Raw genomic sequence first — 19,020 nt, 5'->3', positions numbered from 1 at the left:
AGGGGGAGAGAAATGATTTCAGCATTAATAGAAGCTCTAATAGGATCTATTAGTTTAAGTACGGGTTTACACACGAAAAAGATTGATGCTAACATACTTTACTTGCAGCAGTATGAATGGTTTCGAATCATATATGAAGACGAGAAGTATCGAAAGTTATTTATTACGAACTACAAAGTTCGCTCATATTTACAAAGTAAGTTAAGAGTTCGATTGCTCGTAAAAAATAAAAATGCACAACGAAGATTTTTAAAATTAGTAGAAGAGCAAATAGAAAAACGGCATACGAATTGAAATTTTGTAAAATACAATAAAAAATGAGAATTTGAGGTAGGGTTGTCAATAACGTGAGACTATGGCACTATAAAGAAATGCTATACAAATTTTATTTATCGAGATGTAAACATCAATTTTGATTTTTACGTATAAATAATGAACGGAGGAAATGAATTTATGGCTACTTTACCAAATTGTCCAAAATGTAATTCAGAATATACGTATGAGGATGGCGTCCTTTTCGTATGTCCAGAATGTGCTCATGAGTGGGGCCAAGAAGCAGAAGCTGAAAATAATGATGGTGCAAAAGTTGTAAAAGATGCGAACGGAAACGTTCTTCAAGATGGCGATGCTGTTACTGTTATTAAAGATTTAAAAGTAAAAGGAACTTCTTCAGTTGTGAAGATCGGTACGAAAGTAAAAAGTATCCGTCTAGTTGATGGCGATCACGATATCGATTGCAAAATCGACGGTTTCGGAGCTATGAAGTTAAAATCACAGTTCGTTAAGAAGGCGTAAGTAAATAAAAGAGGAGGCGAATAGCCTCCTCTTTTTATTATGTCACTTTTTGTCGGTAAATCGATATTTCGTACAAAATCGTTGATATATTCTGAGTTATGATAGATATATTTGAAAAATCGTTGATATATTGCAAGTTATGATAGATATATTGAAAAAATCGTTAATATAATTTCACTCACCGAGAACGATGCATCATTTACTGAGCGAAAGTTACGATTTACCTCGCATCATAGTCAACCTCTTTCAACTGACATCGCTTATTAAAGAACGTTTTATATCCAAGCTGTAAAAAGATAATGACAGCAAAGGCAGTACTTCCTGAAATACCGAGTATGATAGCGATTTGATATTGAATGGCTGTGAATGGTGATACACCGGATAATATTTGACCAGTCATCATGCCTGGTAAGCTTATAATCCCCATTCCGACCATAGAATTAATTGTTGGTAAAATAGCAGAATCAAAAGCGTCTCGAATGAGCGGAGCAGCTGCTTCTTTCGGTGTTGCTCCGAGCATAAGTGCACCTTCAATTTGACCTCTTTGCGACTTCATATTGTTTAAGAACGTATTTGCGCCGAGAGAAACACCAGTCATGGCATTCCCAACTAACATTCCTGTAATAGGGACGATATATTGCGGAGCATACCAAGGGTCATGACCGATAATAACGAAGATAAATAGTAGAAGTGGCCCAATTGATCCGGCGACCATGGAAAGGGCGGCTACTCGTTTTAATTCTTTAGACATCGGGATGTTAACTCGTTTATAAATATTAAAAATTGCAAAGGTAGTAATAGAAGTAATAAGAGCAATTGTATAAAATGGATTACTGTTTTCAAATACGTATGTAAGGACATATGCAACAAGTACGAGCTGAATGGTCATACGGAATGTTGCGAGCGCGATTTGTTTTTCGCGAGGTATTCCTTTTAATTTTACAAGTCCAATTAAAATAAGAATAAAAATATAGGCAGCTGCAAGTTGCCAAATTTGGAGTTCAATAACGCCCTTCAACAGAGAGCACTTCCTTTCTAGTTGCACCGTTTGCTTTACTAATCTCAATAATGTCGTCTGCAATTTCTTGTGGAAGTTGTTGTGAGTGTGTGATGAAGATAATTGTTTTTTTCTTTTTTCGTGCTAGTTCAGTAAATTGTTTCATAACGCGGCGTTCTGTATCACTGTCTAATGCTGAAGTTGGTTCATCTAATAAATAGACAGGCGGATCCATAAGTACGATACGTGCAAAGGCAAGTCTTTGTTTTTCACCGCCGGATAATGAGGAGGCGCTATCTTCTAATTGCTTGTCTAAGCTAACGGTTTGTAGTGCGCTCCGCAGGGCATCATCATTTGGAAATGGTTTTTCAGAAAGACGAAGTCCCATTAATAGATTTTCTTTAACGGTTCCATCAAAAAGAGGTGGAGTTTGCCCAAGCATAACTACGTCACGACGTAATTGAATAGGCGGATAATCAGAAATTAACTTTCCGTTATATTCAATTGTGCCGGATGTTGGAGATTGTAAATCGTTTAACATGCGAAGCAATGTGCTTTTTCCGCTTCCGCTTTCACCGATAATGCAAGTGATCTTTTCTTTTTGAATCTGTAAATAAGGAATGTGTAGTATATCTTTATATATAACGTCTTTTAATATAAACATAAATCGCTCCTTTCTGATTCTAGTTATATCGTATCAAAAAAGAGGGGAAAATGGTTATAACGAACAACGTTTTTTCTGCGTCTTGAGTTTTATTAATAAGTTAAGTAAACGATCTAATTCTTGGCTGAAAGAAATCACTTTATCATGAGTGAATCCGTATCGTTCAACGAGATAGATTAACTCTTTCTTTTTCGCTTCTATTCGATTGTTTAGTTTCGATAAGTTCATAAGTGGAATGTAATGCCTCCTACAAAAGTATTTATAACATAAAAAATAAGACCGAATGAATTCGGTCTTCAAGGAAATAATAAAACAACTTACAAATAGCATACACTGTTTATCAATAGTTTTTAATATAAAAATGAAAAATAAATCATTATACATATTGAGAAAGATGTGTCTGATAATTTTTAAAAACTGATGCAAAGAAGCTGCCTACATAGTAGACAGCCTGTAAAGTATTAACCTTTATGATATTTGTACATCCAAAGAAGGCCGGATTTTAATAATCTTGGTACACGTCCCATTAACGGTTGATTTGCGAGTAAACCGAATCCATGCTTCTTACCAAGAGATCCTAGAACACCTTTTAATTTAATAACAGGTAGTTCATCAGGGAGTGGTTCATTATTCCAACGTTTTAATAATATTTGGACAATTTGTTCTCCTTGACCTTCAGCAAGTTGGGCAGATGGTGCATGTGGAAGTGCTGCGCAATCTCCTACAACGTAAACGTGCTCGTTGTTTGGAATATTGTGATATTTCGTTAAGACAACCCGTCCGCTACCGTCTTGTTCAACTGGAAGGTTTCGAACAACTTCATTTGCTTGAATACCAGCTGTCCAGACAATTGCATCACATTCAAGTGGTTCATCGTGATTATACACAATATTTGGTTCCACTTTTGTAATGTTAGAGTTTCTTATAATATTAACTTTATGTTTTACGAACCATTCTTCTACGTATCTACTTAATTTCTCTGGATACGGGAATAAAATTCTATCTTTTCGATCAAATAAATAGATTTTTAAATCAGAACGGCTTTCGCGAAGTTCACTTGCAACTTCCACACCACTTAAGCCAGCACCAACGACAGCTACTGTTGCATTTGGTTCTAGACTATTTAATTGTTCATATGTTTTACGTGTTTGTTCAATTGATTGTAGACTATGTGTATATTCCTTCGCCCCAGGAACGTTATGATATTTATCTTCACAGCCAAGTCCGATAATTAAATCATCATATTGGATTGCTTCGCCGCCATCGAGATGAACCGCTTTTTCTTCGAGGTCAATATTTGTTATTGTGCCGTATTGAATATTGAGGCGTGGGTGCTCAGGAAACGGTATACGAATATGCGTTTCTGAAATAGTACCCGCAACTAATGCATAATATTCAGTTTTGAAGCAATGATATGGTACTTTGTCGATTAATGTCACTTGTACATCATCTGGAAGTTGGTTGCTTGGAAGTAGCCTTTGTAGAATTCTCATTCCACCGTAGCCGCCACCTAGTATTACGAGGTGTTTCATGATGGATTACCCCTTTTCTGTTGAAATATCCCCTAATCATAAAATTTTATATTAATAAAATATTTTGACTTTACTCAATCAAATTATATCGAATTTGTGAACAAATAACAATGCATGAATGAATACTCTGTTGTACAATAAGAAGAAAAGTAAAGTAAACTGTTTTGCCTTTTTAGTTACTATTTCATTGCAAGTAGCATGTTATATAAAATAAAATCATCTACTTTGAAGTGAAATAGTGAAGTAACTAAATAGTTTAGGATGTATAACGAAAACAACAAGAGACAGCTTAGTTTTCTTCTTATAGATGAAGTCAGAAGGTAATTTGTTTTGTAGTACAGGGGGGAGAATTTTGATTAAACCATTAATTGAATTTTGTGTAGGTAACCTTGCAAGTGGTTCACAAGCAGCTCTAGAAAAATTAGAAAAAGATCCAAATTTAGATGTAATGGAGTATGGTTGTCTAGGGTATTGTGGTATTTGTTTTGAAGGACCGTTTGCACTTGTAAATGGTGAAGTTGTACAAGGTGCAACAGTAGAAGAGCTTGTTAATAATGTATATGAGTATTTGGATGAAAATCCAATGTTTTAAGGTGTTGCGAATGAGCAACGCCTTTTTCATTTTATTTTAGATAAAACGTTATTTTGGAGGGTAGTTTAATACTATAGATAAATAAAAAAAGGCCCTTTTTAGAAGGGCTTTTTTCTTACACAATGTGTGTAAGAGTGGCTCATCGCCAAACGTTGTCAAATATGAGAAACGGGGGACATTCATATTGTGTTCTAAAAGCATGCATTCTATACTTAAAATAACAAATTATTTTTGGAGTGAATACAAATGAGCCAATTTTCTTTTACAAAAATGCATGGTCTTGGCAATAGTTATATATATGTAAATATGTTTGAAGAGCAAATTCCTGAAGAAGATTTAGCTCTTGTGGCGGAAAAGGTTTCAAATATTAATACTGGTATTGGAGCAGACGGAATGATTTTAATTTGTCCGTCTGATGTAGCTCCGGTGAAAATGCGTATGTTTAATAATGATGGATCAGAAGGAAAGAGCTGTGGTAATGGTTTGCGCTGCGTAGCGAAATATGCGTATGAGCATAAACTAGTAGAGGAAACAGTTTTCACAATTGAAACGTTAGCTGGCATTGTAACGGCAGAAGTAACGGTAGAAGATGGAAAAGTTATATTAGCGAAAATTGATATGGGTGCACCACGCTTAACACGCGAAGAGATACCGATGCTCGGTGAAGGTGAAACACCATTTATTCGTGAAAACTTCTTATACAATAATCATCGTTATGCATTTACGGCTGTTTCAATGGGGAACCCGCACGCGGTTATTTTTGTTGAGGATGTAGAGAAGGCACCTCTTACAACACTTGGTCCAGTTCTTGAGACACATGAAATGTTCCCAGAGCGAGTGAATGTTGAATTTATCGAGATTTTAAACGATGAAGAAATGAATTTCCGCGTTTGGGAACGTGGTTCTGGTGTAACGCAAGCTTGCGGAACAGGGGCATGTGCTGCCGTTGTAGCTGCTATTTTGAATGGCAAGATGGAACGTGGTAAAGAAATTACAGTCCATTTAGCTGGCGGCGATTTAATGATTGCGTGGACAGAAGAAGGAAACGTGTTAATGAAAGGACCTGCGGAAGTAATTTGCCGCGGAGTGTATGAGTACAAGATAGAAGCGTAAAGATGTATAATAGAATGAGAACAGAAAGGATGGTGTATTTCATGATTGAAGTAACAGAACAAGCAGCTTTTCAAATTAAAGATATGTTAAAAGATGCTGAAGATGGAGAGAAGTACGTGCGCCTTGCTGTACATGGCGGCGGATGTACTGGCCTTTCTTACGGCTTAGGATTTGAAGTAGAACCAAAAGAAGACGACACAGTTCTTGAGTTTTTCGGTGTTGAATTTGTTATCGATACAGAAAGTGCTCCAATTGTTAAAGGAGTAAAAATTGATTATAAACAATCTATGCTTGGCGGCGGATTCACAATCGACAATCCAAACGCAATCGCATCATGCGGATGCGGATCATCTTTCCGTACAGCGACGAATGCTGGTAAGCCAGAAGAGTGCTAAGTTTTTAGCCGAAATAGAAAAAGACCTTTTTAGCGATGGAATAAAATCGTTAAGGAGGTCTTTTCTTTTGCCGTAAAAGCCCGATTACCAAGGCTAATCAATATTTCACTTTATTTTTGCATAGATGCAAGTATCAGTTAGTTGTTTGCCGTCAGCTGAAAAATCTTCATTACGTAATATCCCTTCAAGTTCAAAGCCTAGTTTTTCAGGGAGTGCACGACTTTTCGTGTTATTACATTCACATCGTATTTCAATCCTTCTAAATTTGAATAACTGAAATCCAAGGTTTGTTAACGCACTTACTGTTTCTGTCATATATCCACTGCCACTAAATTGCGTGTTAATCCAGTATCCAATTTCACATTTAGAAACCTTCCAATCAATTCGATGAAGGCTAGCTGTTCCAACAAAATCATTCGTCTCTTTATGATAGATAAGATAGCGAAAGCTTTCTCTTTTCAAAAAATCTATATGTGCATTTCTCAGAAGAATTTCCGTTTCTTCAACAGTAGGAATGGACTGAAATAAAGACAACCATTGCTTTAATTCATTAATGGAATCTTTAATAGCTTGTTGTACTATATCCCCTTCACCAGCTTGAAGTGGTGCTCGAAGAATGAGTCTGTCTGTTTCTATTTGTAACGGAACATTTAATAAAATAGGGTTCATATCATTTCTCCTCTCGAAACCTTTAAATTAGGACAGAATGAAACTTATATCATAAAAAAACTTTCACCCAAAAGAAATAATTCTGGAGGACGAGAGTTGCAATTTATAATAAATGAATTGAAAAATACTTTATCTCACTAATAGAAAATCACGTCACAGCATCACTATTAGTTATTATAGAACTGTGCGAAGTACAGGAATATAGTAAAGCTTATCTCCCATAAAGGAACCTCTCAAAAACGAGTAAACAATAAATATATATTCAATTCATCATTTAGAAATCCCTTTTCACATATTGAAAACTAAACTATCAGTTGGTACAGCAGCATTAGGTTGTTAAACTAATGCATATGTTAATTGAATAAGGAGTTATTATTTTTTAACCTGCTTTAAATTGAACGCATAATTCACGATTGATTATCTAAACGCAATCGCATCATGCAGATTTGGATCATTTTTCCGTACAGCGACGAATGCTGGTAAGCCAGAAGAGTGCTAAGTTTTTAGCCAAAATAGAAAAGACCTTTTTAGCGATAGAATAAAATCGTTAGAAAGGTCTTTTCTTTTGGCGTTAAAACAGAAAATGCATGTAACGTTACTTTAGAATTTAATTTGAATGTTATTATATATAGAATATATGATAATTATTGTGAATTCGACTTTCATATTGTTCGTTTAAGACAAGATTATGCAACAGAAATGTAAATGAATAGCAGAAATATACTATTTATTAGTTATATTTAATGTTAATATTTGTAACGAAGATGATTGGTGAGGGCTGATTAAAGTTTCATTTTATATAAAAAAGGTGCATGAGGGAGAAGGCTATAGCAAATTGTATAGAACTGAATAGTTCCGTATTAATTTAAATACGTTGATTACTAAATATTAAAAAATACCGGGGGGATTAGAGTGAAGTCATTTAAGAAAGTACTTATAGTAGGGATGGCGTTGACTACAGTATCGATTTTGGGAGCTTGTTCTAGCGATACAGACGTATTAACAAAAGTAGGAGCAAAGCAACCAGCGAAGGCGGAAGGTGACGTACTAAAAGATCAGAAGAAAACACCTATGACTACGAGTAAACGTGAAAGTATTAAAAATGAGGACGCTTCATCATCACAGAAGCGTTATATTTCTCATGATGAATCTCAAAAAATTGAGGAAGGTATGACGTATACGGATATTCTTAATACGATTGACTACGGTGGTGAGAACATAAAATATTATAATAACAATGAAAAACGCGTATTTTATACTGAAAAAGATACGGATGGTACATATGAAATTATGGTTGAATTAAATACATATGGTTACGTTGTGAATATTGAACGTACTGCTATAAAGGATACAGATAAAGATAAAGGTAAGGAGAATCGGGTATCTACGAAACGTATTGAAGAGCCTGTAAAGGAATATGAAGAAAAAAACGATCGTGTACCGTGGTATAAAGATGTAAATAACAATTCGGCAGCAGTAAGTTACAATCACTATTTGAAAATCAAAAAAGGTATGCCTGCGAATCAAGTAAAAGCTGCAATTGGACAGCCACATGTGATTGAGAAATATAAATCTTATTCAGTATATGACTATACTGGTTATGGTGGAGAAGGATCATTACGTGTAATCTTTGAACCGAATGGAACTGTTACGGATGTAGTGGAAGACGGTTTACCACGATAATAAATTAGTTACGGGAAGAGTTGTAGTAAAGTTGTCTTTGATTTTATAAAGTTTTTGGAGCATCCCCGAATATAGGTGGAAAAATAATTCTATTAGCCATGTTGATTATAGTATTAGTATTTACCGAAGTTTCTTCCCAATTCAATAGCGTTATTGTGCATGTTGTTGTCGTATTATTCTTGTTGGTATATACCGCAGTATGGCAGCAATTGTAACTGGACGTAAAAGGAAGCGGAGGAGTAGCAGCTTCCTTTTAAAAGAAGGAGGAAAATATGATGGAGGATATTCTTGAATTCATAGGGAGATACGTAATTAAACCTATTATTAGTTTAGTGAGATATCTTGTAATAGAGATTATAATTGAGGGGATAATAGAAGGCGTAATAAACGGTATAAGGAAATTACGTGATAAGTGGCGAAATTGGCGTGAAAGACGTTATTGGCGGTAGTGTAGCTGATGAGAGTGCAAAACAAAAACGTTATACAGAAGTTATGAAGAAGTTTAATGAAATGATAGCAAACCACCCGCATTTAGAATCTGTACTCGTTCCAATTGGTGATGGAATGACAATTTCTAAAGTGAAGAAATAATTATTATCTTACAAAAGTGTAATGTTCATGTCATGTTTTTGAATTTCTTCTTTAAGCTCCGGGCTTTAAGATAAGAATATAAGAAAAAACATATGAGGTGAAGGAAATGAAAAGATACATTGCACTATTTAGTATTTTAGTTGTATTTGCAAGTTTGTTAGTTGGTTGTGATTTAAACCGTATGGGTAAAGATGAGTATTATGTTCAAATTACAGTAGATGGAAAAGAATTTGATAGTAAAGCTAGTGATGGGCAGAAATTTAAAGATTATGAATATAAGCTGACTGGCTTGGATAAAGACGGTAAAGAGAAAGAATTAGAATTCATAGCTCAAAAAAATCTTCGTAAAGAAGCATTCCTACGCGTATACCACTCAGATAAAAAAGGTGTAACAGCTTGGGAAGAAGTGAAGAAAGACGAGCTTCCAGCGAAAGTGAAAGAAAAATTAGGCGTGAAATAAGACAGATAGAAAAGGAATTGACGAACAGGGTCAATTCCTTTTTTTGCTTTCAAATTCTTCTTCTGAAATGACTTTAAATCCGTGTCTTTTAAATAAAGCAGTAGTTACCCCGTAACCAGTTTGCTTATTGCCATTAAATTCACCAGTGTAAATCGTAGAACTGCCACAAGATGGACTACGTTCCTTTAAAATAATATATTCTGGATGTAAATTTTTAATTTGTTCTAATGCTTTATAAGCACCATTTACGAAAGCTTCTGTGACATCTTCACCATCTTTTGTCATCACTTTCGCTTTTCCGTCCAAAACGTCGTCGCCATTCCCGCCAATAATTTCAGCAGAAGGACGAGGTGTTGGCAGTCCTCCTAATACTTCAGGACAAATGAGGACTGTATCTTCTTTTTGTAGTAGCTTCTCTATTTTTGAAACGAGATTGTCATTTCCGTCATATCGACAAGCTATACCACCTAAACAAGCGCTAATTACGATCATATTTTCATCTCCATTAAAAAAATATTAAATTCCACGCCAAATTCTCTTCCTGCCTCTTACTTATAAATGAGGTGATATAAATGGGAAGCTTATATAATTTAATGAAACCATACAGTGAATTTCGAAGTAAAGAAGAGTTTAATGCATATCAAAAACAAGTTTTGAAGTGCTATCGATTTCAATTGAATAAAACGGATGCTACCATTATTCATTTTTTAGGAAAGTATGCGGTGAATGAGAAACAAAAAACAGTAGGAGTCGCCTGTCCGTTAATGGAGACGATTGCGAAGAATGTTGGAAAGAGTATTCGTACAGTACGCCGTTCAATTGCAAAGTTAGAGGAACTAGGAATTATAAAGCGTGTTGCAACAAAAGAAAGACATAAGCGCGGCGGGTATAGTGCGAACTTATATATTTTTCTTATATCTGCAATTGACCGCATGGATGACCGTATGAAAATGTCCGCATGTGAAAGTGAGGATTATACAGCTGGCTGTAGCGGAAAGGAGCAAAAAAGCGAGAGGGAAACAACTCTTTCTAAAAACATTCTACAAATAAAAGAGAAAAGAAAAATAACGTACGAGCTTGATGAGACGTATTGCCGTCATGATATACCGAAGCCTTTTATATACGCACTGGTACCGATGACGAGTAATCCGAAGAAAATTAATATATTTTGGAGTAAGGTCGAGCTTGCGTATAAAAAGAGCGGGTTACTAGAGCAAGGTGTTTTACTAGAGCAGATATTAGCTGATGAAGAAGTGTATGGAAATTTCATTTGGCGAGTGAAGAGTGTTGTGAGAGCTTATAAATATGGGGAAATCCGTAAAAATGTGAAGGCACTTTTATATAGTACAGTGCGAGATTTATTTTTAGAGGTTGGATTAGAATGGGGAGCAGCTGTGAGAAGAAGTAAGGGGATAGCGTTATTTGATCCATTTAAAAAGGAGCCATGCGTATAATACATGACTCCAAGTAGCTAGTCGAACTTTCTTACAACTGGAACACGAATCGCTACAAATAGTACGAAGACGATAACAGCAATTGCACCGCTTTTCATAACGGTTACGATTGGAATTCCCATTGCAAGTGCGATTGATGTGAATGCATAAGAGAGCGGGATAAAGCCCATGGATGATAGCATAAGTAAGCTCATTACGCGTCCCATCATTTCCTCTTTTACTGTCGATTGAATCATCGCCATAAGCGGAACGATAGCCATTGCAATTGTAATACCATAAAACATCCCGGCTAATAATGCTTGCCAAAGTACGGTGCTAAAGTTGATGGATAAGAAGAATACACCAGACAGTAGCATCATGATAATGCAAAATAGTCCGCGTCTACGATTAATATTTTTTAAACCGACAATGACAGCGCCTATTGCCATTCCGCCGCCTACAGATGCTTCTAAGTAACTGAAATGGAGCGAGTCACCGTGCAGAACATTTTTAACGAAAAGCGGGAAACCGACTTGCATCGGACCAATTAAAAATAAATTTAAAAAGGCGCTACAAAGAAGGAAAGTTGAAAGGAATGGCGATTCCTTTACATATAAGATTCCTTCTTTAATGGAAGTGAACATACCTTTATCTGTATCTTTTAGTTCTGGCATCGTAAATTGTATTTTTTGAACGAGTATGGCTGCGACAATCAGTAATAAAATTGTAATAGAAAATATTGTCTCGTAGTTTGTAAATTTGATCAGAATTCCGCCAAGTACAGGTCCTAAGATGACCGATGCTTGGTTCGTCATTTGTGTAAGTGAATTCGCTTGTGTTAACCGGCTTTTTTCTACCAATTCAGGTAAGATAGATCCATCTGCTGACCAGAAGAAAGCATCAGCAAGTCCAAAGAATAAAGCGAATAAAGCAAATGTATATAGTGTTACATCACCAACGATAAACCATGTGAGAATGGTTGCGACAAGAATCGCTCGAATAATATTGGAGTAAAACATAATGTTTTTTTTCGGGAATTTATCAGCTACAGCGCCGCCGATAATCATAAAAATAAGCCTTGGAACACTAAGAGCTACGAAAACAACACCGAGTGAAGCTTCAAGGTTTAATGTTTTTGCTATGTACCACGTTTGTGAAAAAGTAAAAAAGGCTAAAGCAAAGCTTGAAAAAAGAGTAGCTGCCCAAAGAAAAAGGAAATTCGTATTTTTTAATAACGGTTTTCCGCTTCCTTCTAAAGCAGTTTTATTTTGTTGTAGTTCCTCCATATTGCTTCCTTTCTATGTGACAAATTTAAACTAAAAAACCAGTAAACGCCCGATTGGTGAGGGCTAATACTCAATGGGAGATGCCCTCCGCTGAGTATAGTTTCACTTTATACAGTTTCTAATATTTCTATACTGCACTTTCTCATTGTAGACAATAATAATGGATTTGCCCAGTAGCTATTTAACGACAAAAAAAGATGCCGAATGGGCATCTTTTTTTAGGCTAACGCAATATAAATATCCAATTGTGCATGATTTGGGTCTAATGCTCTTTCGGCGTAAAGTTCAAAGTCTGTTGTGAAGGCACGTTTATTTTCTTTCGACCATTTCCAAATATATTCCCAAGCTTCGCAAACGACTTCAGCAACTGGTCCCTTTCTCGTTGTAAATACCGCATACGTAGCGGCAGGTATTGTTAAAGTTATCATATTTTCAGGAACATCTTCTAATGAAGAAACGGGCATACCGATTGTAAATGTATATGTACCAGTTTCATCTGATTCGTAGTTGGAGTAGAAAGCGAATGTTTCTTTCGTTTGTTGATTTGGGATGTGATGCATCATTTGTTCTTGAAAGTATTTGTTCCAAAGCCCGGGGATTTTTCCTTCAGGAGATGCCTCTATTTCATTAGTTGTCGTAACCGAAACGCCGATTGCTTGGAAAGCTTCTTTTTTTACGATAATGGGTTCGTTTATCATTACAAATTCCTCCTTTAAAATAAGAACATACGTTCTTTAATAATATAACATATTTTTACATGTAACGGTTATTATTTTTTGAAAATTTTAATCATAAACAACAAACTGAAATAACTAAAAAATGGTAAAAATTCTATTGTATGTATGAATAGGTTAGGGAGTATGTTAAGATTTTTATGTATCCTTTAACTGTTATATAAGCCTATGCAGTAGAACGTTTTTACTATATTAAAAATGGTAAAGGTTTGTATAAGTGTCCGATATATATGCTATTTTTGATAAATTAAAATAGTAATATTCTATGAGATTTATATTGTTGACATTGGGATTTCAACGATACATTTTCGTAGGACGGATTGTTGCGAGTGGATATATATTGCTATGTATACGGCTACGAAATTAAGTAGACGGATAGCAAGTATATAGAAAGGAGAAAGGTAGAAAATATGAAGCAAGTATTGAAGTGTTTTAATGTCGTAACGATGATCACACTTCTCCTATCCATCATATTGCCTTCACCCAGTGCTTTTGCTACAGAGATAAATAAAAAAAGCTGGGATGAGTTACAAGGAAATGATGTGAAAATTAAGGCAGAGCAAGTAAATGCTGAAATATATAAGGGAGAAGTAGCGGAGAGGGAGCACGTATTTCAATATACGATTGAAAATACGGGAGCTACACCAATTCAAGAATTGGTGCTTAAACAAAATAATGAAAATGAAATTACGTTCCCTTCGCAATCTGTGAAAGTAAACGGAGAGAAGTTACCTGAAAATAAGGTAGCGGATTTCTATGTAGAGGAAAAAGATAAGGGAGGAAAGGTTCTTTCTTCTAATCTTAAAATTAAAGATTTAAAATCACATGAAAAAATGACTGTGTTAATAAAAGCTCGTCGTGCACAACATTTTAATAAAGAGTATAAGCAAAAAATTAGTGTGCAAAAGGATCAACTACAAATAGGAAACATGTCTGTAGATGTTGAAGGGATTCCTTCTGAAGACAAGGTTGAAGCTAATACCGATGATGAGGCTGACAGTAGTAAGAAAGAAATCGGATCACCAGCTGATGCTAAATCAAAAGAAGTGGATGGAAAATTAAAAGTATCTGCAGGAGATAAAAATAAACCTACAGCGAACACGGAACTAGTGAAGCAGCCAGTAGATAAAGATGAGAAGAAACTAGAAAAAGAAGCGGAAAATCAGAGCGATGCAAAAGTACAAGCTGCATCAGAGAATGCTTCGAAGGTTCAAATGCAAACAGGGGATAAGCAAGGATTTGGAGATCCACTGTATTCTACAATTACTGCTGGTAATTTAGTACAGACTGGTAATGTAACACTTGGTTTGACGACTGATCATTATGGCAGACAAAGTATGGGTTATAAAACGAATAAAATGACTGTGGACGTTGATAACGATGATAGTACTTTTAATTCGTCAACAGGTGCATTTCCTAACATTCCTGCCGGAAGTAAAGTGAAAAAGGCTTACTTATTCTGGACAGCAGCAATGGGGTTACCAGGAAATATTGCTGATAGAAAGGTTACCGAGGATCAAGTAAGGCAACCAGTCAAAATGAAAATGGGAAATAAAGAATATGCAGATGTAACTGCTGATAGCATACGAAAAGCGGATTACCTACCTTATATTTCTAATTACTCAGGTAGTGGCGCAGGATATGTTGCGTATGCAGATGTAACAAATGTAATTGCACAGCAAGGGATTTCACAAACGTTGACAGTTGCAAATGTGCCACAAATTAAAGATGTAACAGGTGGCGGCTATTACTGGGGTAACTGGAATCTTATATTAGTTTATGAAAACTATAAAGAAACAGTAAAAGACATGAAGATTTGGGAAGGGCTAGTCTCTCAAAAAAGTACAGCCTGGACAGATATTAGTGTTAATAAAATAAACACACCAAAAGAAGGTGCTTTTAAGGCGAAATTTAGTTATTTTTCATCGCAAGGTGACCCAGCTGAGAAAGATGGATATGCATATGATTATGGAGAATATGATTTTGGTGCTGGATATATAAAGATAAAAAATATTAACGGTAAAGACAATGATGCGAATGATTCGTCTATGACAGAAGTACAAGTAGACGGTACTAACGAGTTTGTTACAAAAAAATATCCAGGATATAACCCGGATTGGACAAATTCATTCAGTACTGACATTCATACGTATCATCTTGAAGGACCTACTCAAGTAAAAAATGATTTAAAAGAAGCAAAAATGCGTTTTAGAGCAAATGGTGGCGGTGGTGATATTTACGTATTAAATAACGCTACATTCGTTACAGAACATAATGCTCCAAACTTACAAGTTGATAAAAAGGCATTAGATAGTGCCGGTAAAGAAGTTAAGGAAATTAAAGCTGGTGAAGAGTTTACGTATCAAATTGAAGTGAAGAATGATACGAAAAATAACCAAGCACCTGTATCTAATGTAAAAGGTTTTGATAAATTAGATGATCGTTTAGAGTATGTTCCGGGATCTATACAATATATTTCTGGAAGTAATAAAGGAAATAAAACAGATAATGCAAGCGATGATGAAGCGGAGTTTGTAAATAATCAAATTGATTTCCGTGTTGGTGAAGGTGCTAATGCTAAAGACGGCGGTGTTTTAAAGCCTGGTGAAAGTGCCATTATTACATTCAAAGTAAAAGTGAAAGCTTCTGTACAATCAGATACAACAATAAAAAATATCGTTGCTGTAAAGGGAAAAGATAGTACCGAGGTAAATTATGAAACTACAGATGATGCAAATGTTACGGTTACGCTTCCGAAAGAAGTTCCGGGAGAAATAGAAGCAAGAAAAATAGCTTCTAATAAAACACCGAAGCTAGGTGACGAGGTAGAGTATCGTATTACATTTAAAAATAAGACAAAAGATGGACGTCTAGATGTATTGACAATTGAAGACGAATTACCAAGTAATCTTGAATACGTGAAAGATAGCTTGAAAGCAGAAGGTGCAAAACCAGAGCCAGTAGAGCTGAAGTTTGAAAATGGCAAAGTAATGGCAAAGTATCCAGAAATTATGGATATGGAAGAAAGAAGTATCGTCTTTAAAACAAAAGTAAAAGAAACTGCAAAAATTGGTGAAGAAATTGTTAATAAAGCAACCGTTAGTGATAAAACAAATCCACCAAAGGATTTAGAGGAGAAGATTACACCACAGCATAAGGCCGGTAAAATTGCTGCAAAGAAAAAAGCAACAAATAAAAAGCCGAAGCTAGGAGAAGAAGTTGAATATCAAATTAGCTTCAAAAATACGGTGGAAAACGGAAAACTAGATGCAGTTACAATAGAAGATGAAATTCCAGCTAACTTAGAATTTGTTCAAGGTAGTGAGAGAGCTGAAGGTGCTGAACCAAATCCAGTAGAGTTAAAAGTAGAAAATGGTAAGGTAATCGCAAAATATCCAGAGATTACGGATACAAAAGAGCGAAGCATTTCCTTTAAAGTGAAAGTAAAAGAAGAGGCAAAAGCCGGAGAAACGATTGTTAATAAAGCGGTTGTGAGTGAGCCAAATGGACAGTCTGAGCATCCAGAAGAAAAGATTACGCCGGATTATAAATACGGTAAAGTGGATGTTGAAAAAAGCGTAACGAATCAAACACCAAAACTAGGAGAAGAAGTAGAATACCGAATTAGCTTTAAAAATACGGTAGAAAACGGAAAACTAGAAAAGGTAACGATAGAGGATATAATTCCTAACGGTTTAGAGTATGTAAAAGGCAGTGAAAAGGCTGAAGGTGAAAAACCAGCTCCATTAAAGTTAAGTGTGAAAGATGGAAAAGTCATTGCTGAATACGAAAATATTACAGATATGAAAGAAAGAAGTATTGTCTTTAAGGTAAAGGTGAAGGAAGAAGCGGAAGTAGGTAAGGAAATCATTAATAAGGCAATTGTTGATGATATGAAACATCCGAAAGAACCAGAAGCAAAAATCACACCATTACACAAAGATGGAAAAATTAAAGCGAAGAAAATCGTAAATAATGAAACACCGAAGTTAGGAGAAGAAGTAGAATACCGAATTAGTATGAAAAATACGGTTAAGTACGGAAAGCTAACAGACGTGATAATAGAGGATACTCTACCAGAAGGTTTAGAGTATGTAGAAAATAGTTTGAAAGCAGAAGGTGCCGGAACAGATTCAGTAGAGCTGAAATTTGAAAATGGTAAGGTAATGGCAAAATATCCAGAAATTATGGATACAGAAGAAAGAAGTATCGTTTTTAAAGTGAAAGTAAAAGAAGAAGTAACAGTCGGTAAAAAAATCATTAATAAAGCAACTATTGATGATTCGCAAAATAAGCCAGTTAATCCGACTGCGGAAATTATTCCTCAGTATAAAGATGGAAAACTTGAAGCGAAAAAGATGGTAAATAATGAAACGCCGAAGTTAGGAGAAGAAGTGGAATACCGAATCAGCTTTAAAAATACGGTAGAACATGGAAAGCTAACAGAGGTAAAGATAGAAGATGATTTACCAAATGGATTAGAGTATGTGAAAGATAGTGTAAAAGCAGTAGGTGCTAAGCCAGCTCCAGTGGAATTGAAATTTGAAAACGGTAAGGTAATGGCGAAGTATCCTGAGATTACAGATACAAAAGAGAGAAGTATTACCTTTAAAGTGAAAGTAAAAGGTAAAGTGAGCGATTGGATTGTTAATGAAGCGATTGTGAGCGATACGAAACATCCGCCAGAAACACCGACAGCAGAAATTATTCCGCAACATAAAGACGGAAAAGTGAAAGCGAAGAAGACGGTAAATAATGAAACGCCGAAGTTAGGAGAAGAAGTAGAATACCGAATTAGTTTTAAAAACACGGTAGAAGACGGAAAACTAGCAGAGGTGAAAATAGAAGATACTTTACCCGAAGGTTTAGAGTACGTAGAAAACAGTGTGAAAGCAGAAGGTTCTAAGCCGGATCCAGTAGAATTGAAAGTGGAAAATGGTAAGGTAATGGCGAAGTATCCAGAGATTACGGATACAGAAGAAAGAAGTATCACTTTTAAAGTGAAAGTAAAAGATGAAGTGAAAGTCGGTAAAAAAATCGTCAATAAAGCAATTATTGATGATACGAAAAATGAGCCAGAAACACCGACGGCAGAAATTACTCCACAGCATAAAGACGGAAAAGTGGAAGCGAAGAAGACGGTAAATAATGAAACGCCGAAGTTAGGAGAAGAAGTGGAATACCGAATTAGCTTTAAAAATACGGTAGAAAACGGAAAGCTAGCAGAGTTAAAAATAGAAGACGATTTACCAAATGGATTAGAGTATGTGAAAGATAGTCTGAAGGCCGTAGGTGATAAGCCTGTACCAACAGAACTTAAAGTTGAGAATGGAAAAGTAACAGTGAAGTATCCAGAAATTACGGATACGAAAGAAAGAAGTATCATCTTTAAAGTAAAGGTAAAAGAATCAGTAAAAGTTGGAGAGGAAATAACAAATAAAGCGATTATTCACGTAGATGATCCAAATCATCCAGTTATGGAACCGACAGCGACAATAAAGCCAGAATATAAAGATGGTAAGGTAAAAGCAACGAAGACAGTAAGTAATAAAGAACCGAAGCTAGGAGAAGAAATCGAATACCGAATTAGCTTTGAAAATACGGTAGAAAACGGAAAAATAGCAGAGGTAAAGATAGAAGATGAAATTCCAGCCGGTTTAGAGTACGTGCAAGATAGTATTCGATTTGAAGGGGCTGAACCAAATCCAGTAGAGTTAAAAATGGAGTTTGGAAAAGTAATAGCGAAGTATTTAGAAATTACAGATACAAAAGAACGTAGTATTATTTTTAAAGCGAAGGTAAAAGCAGCACCAAGTAAAGGGATAACAAATAGAGCGATAGTGGACGATAGAATAAATCCACCACTTGAGCCTACAGTTACAATTTTACCGAAAACAAAAGAAGATTTTAAGATACCGGAAGATCCGAAAGAACCAGAAGTGAAACCGGAAGATCCGAAAGAACCGAAGGAGCCAGAGGTGAAACCGGAGGATCTGAAAGAACCGAAAGAACCAGAAGTAAAACCAGAGGATCCGAAAGAACCAGAAGTGAAACCGGAGGATCCGAAAGAACCGAA

Annotated in this window: 18 protein-coding genes and 2 pseudogenes; 12 read left to right on the top strand and 8 right to left on the bottom strand. The window is 35.6% G+C overall.

All coding sequences use genetic code 11. The annotated features are described in order from the left end of the window. The first annotated feature begins 12 nt into the window (after positions 1-12). Together BUA87_RS22120 and phnA are read left to right on the top strand one after the other, a co-directional pair. Entirely contained in the window at positions 13-294 is a 282-nt protein-coding gene (locus BUA87_RS22120) for a hypothetical protein (protein WP_033657549.1), read from the top strand. Between the two features lie 159 nt (positions 295-453). Beyond that, the gene (phnA, locus tag BUA87_RS22115) at positions 454-795 is read left to right on the top strand and encodes an alkylphosphonate utilization operon protein PhnA (RefSeq protein WP_000212737.1); all 342 of its coding nucleotides are present in this window, start codon (positions 454-456) and stop codon (positions 793-795) included. Between the two features lie 220 nt (positions 796-1,015). Here the strand turns inward: phnA and fetB are convergent, their stop codons facing one another. The 4 genes from fetB to BUA87_RS22095 form a co-directional block, all read right to left on the bottom strand. After that, positions 1,016-1,813 carry an ABC transporter permease gene (gene fetB, locus BUA87_RS22110; RefSeq protein ID WP_000679260.1) on the bottom strand — a complete coding sequence of 266 codons (798 nt, stop codon included), beginning with the start codon at positions 1,811-1,813 and terminating at the stop codon, positions 1,016-1,018. Then, entirely contained in the window at positions 1,797-2,456 is a 660-nt protein-coding gene (locus BUA87_RS22105) for an ABC transporter ATP-binding protein (protein ID WP_065229507.1), read from the bottom strand. The genes fetB and BUA87_RS22105 overlap by 17 nt, the downstream gene beginning before the upstream one ends. 54 nt (positions 2,457-2,510) lie before the next feature. Next, on the bottom strand, positions 2,511-2,684 hold the full coding sequence (locus BUA87_RS31020) for an aspartyl-phosphate phosphatase Spo0E family protein (protein WP_001054090.1): 174 nt from the start codon (positions 2,682-2,684) through the stop codon (positions 2,511-2,513). Between the two features lie 233 nt (positions 2,685-2,917). Further along, positions 2,918-3,988, bottom strand: coding sequence for an NAD(P)/FAD-dependent oxidoreductase (locus BUA87_RS22095; protein ID WP_000682065.1), 1,071 nt, complete (start codon positions 3,986-3,988; stop codon positions 2,918-2,920). Between the two features lie 352 nt (positions 3,989-4,340). Between BUA87_RS22095 and BUA87_RS22090 the strand changes: the two genes are divergently transcribed. From BUA87_RS22090 to BUA87_RS22080, 3 genes are all read left to right on the top strand, one after another. Then, a complete protein-coding gene (locus BUA87_RS22090; protein WP_000595026.1) occupies positions 4,341-4,580 on the top strand; it encodes a YuzB family protein in 240 nt (79 codons plus the stop codon). A 246-nt stretch (positions 4,581-4,826) separates the two neighbouring features. Next, positions 4,827-5,693 carry a diaminopimelate epimerase gene (gene dapF / locus BUA87_RS22085; protein WP_000077394.1) on the top strand — a complete coding sequence of 289 codons (867 nt, stop codon included), beginning with the start codon at positions 4,827-4,829 and terminating at the stop codon, positions 5,691-5,693. A 41-nt stretch (positions 5,694-5,734) separates the two neighbouring features. Next, positions 5,735-6,088, top strand: coding sequence for a HesB/IscA family protein (locus BUA87_RS22080; RefSeq protein ID WP_000573830.1), 354 nt, complete (start codon positions 5,735-5,737; stop codon positions 6,086-6,088). Between the two features lie 105 nt (positions 6,089-6,193). Here the strand turns inward: BUA87_RS22080 and BUA87_RS22075 are convergent, their stop codons facing one another. Further along, positions 6,194-6,757: a GNAT family N-acetyltransferase gene (locus BUA87_RS22075; RefSeq protein WP_072940839.1), complete on the bottom strand. Its 564-nt coding sequence runs from the start codon at positions 6,755-6,757 to the stop codon at positions 6,194-6,196. Between the two features lie 406 nt (positions 6,758-7,163). Here BUA87_RS22075 and BUA87_RS30525 point away from each other — a divergent pair. The 5 genes and pseudogenes from BUA87_RS30525 to BUA87_RS22060 all read left to right on the top strand — a co-directional run. Continuing rightward, a pseudogene (locus tag BUA87_RS30525) lies at positions 7,164-7,256 on the top strand (iron-sulfur cluster assembly accessory protein); the annotation flags it as partial. A 413-nt stretch (positions 7,257-7,669) separates the two neighbouring features. Then, positions 7,670-8,440, top strand: a complete 771-nt coding sequence (locus BUA87_RS22070; protein ID WP_016513190.1) for a hypothetical protein — start codon at positions 7,670-7,672, stop codon at positions 8,438-8,440. Between the two features lie 98 nt (positions 8,441-8,538). Beyond that, positions 8,539-8,732: pseudogene (locus BUA87_RS31960) on the top strand (hypothetical protein). Positions 8,733-8,845: 113 nt separating this feature from the next. Continuing rightward, on the top strand, positions 8,846-9,031 hold the full coding sequence (locus BUA87_RS22065; RefSeq protein WP_002094183.1) for an O-methyltransferase: 186 nt from the start codon (positions 8,846-8,848) through the stop codon (positions 9,029-9,031). Positions 9,032-9,137: 106 nt separating this feature from the next. Continuing rightward, positions 9,138-9,491, top strand: coding sequence for a YxeA family protein (locus tag BUA87_RS22060; protein ID WP_072940836.1), 354 nt, complete (start codon positions 9,138-9,140; stop codon positions 9,489-9,491). A 30-nt stretch (positions 9,492-9,521) separates the two neighbouring features. Here the strand turns inward: BUA87_RS22060 and BUA87_RS22055 are convergent, their stop codons facing one another. Next, complete coding sequence (locus tag BUA87_RS22055; RefSeq protein ID WP_000635511.1) at positions 9,522-9,983, bottom strand: 2-thiouracil desulfurase family protein; 462 nt, start codon at positions 9,981-9,983, stop codon at positions 9,522-9,524. An 80-nt stretch (positions 9,984-10,063) separates the two neighbouring features. On the opposite strand from BUA87_RS22055, the gene BUA87_RS22050 reads away from it, so the two are divergent. After that, on the top strand, positions 10,064-10,945 hold the full coding sequence (locus BUA87_RS22050) for a helix-turn-helix domain-containing protein (protein WP_061660694.1): 882 nt from the start codon (positions 10,064-10,066) through the stop codon (positions 10,943-10,945). 17 nt (positions 10,946-10,962) lie between these two features. On the opposite strand, the gene BUA87_RS22045 is transcribed toward BUA87_RS22050, so the two are convergent. Both BUA87_RS22045 and BUA87_RS22040 read right to left on the bottom strand, forming a co-directional pair. Continuing rightward, a complete protein-coding gene (locus BUA87_RS22045) occupies positions 10,963-12,210 on the bottom strand; it encodes an MFS transporter (RefSeq protein WP_000391931.1) in 1,248 nt (415 codons plus the stop codon). Positions 12,211-12,428: 218 nt separating this feature from the next. Continuing rightward, positions 12,429-12,908 (bottom strand): GyrI-like domain-containing protein, encoded by a 480-nt coding sequence (locus BUA87_RS22040; protein WP_072940832.1) that lies wholly within the window; start codon positions 12,906-12,908, stop codon positions 12,429-12,431. Positions 12,909-13,354: 446 nt separating this feature from the next. Here BUA87_RS22040 and BUA87_RS22035 point away from each other — a divergent pair. Then, positions 13,355-19,020, top strand: a 5,666-nt coding sequence (locus BUA87_RS22035; protein WP_256678991.1) for an isopeptide-forming domain-containing fimbrial protein, incomplete at its 3' end; no start/stop codon positions are given.

The organism is Bacillus sp. bc15, assembly GCF_900142585.1.
Lineage (GTDB): Bacteria > Bacillota > Bacilli > Bacillales > Bacillaceae_G > Bacillus_A > Bacillus_A cereus.
This window is presented reverse-complemented; position numbering and strand designations above follow the sequence as displayed.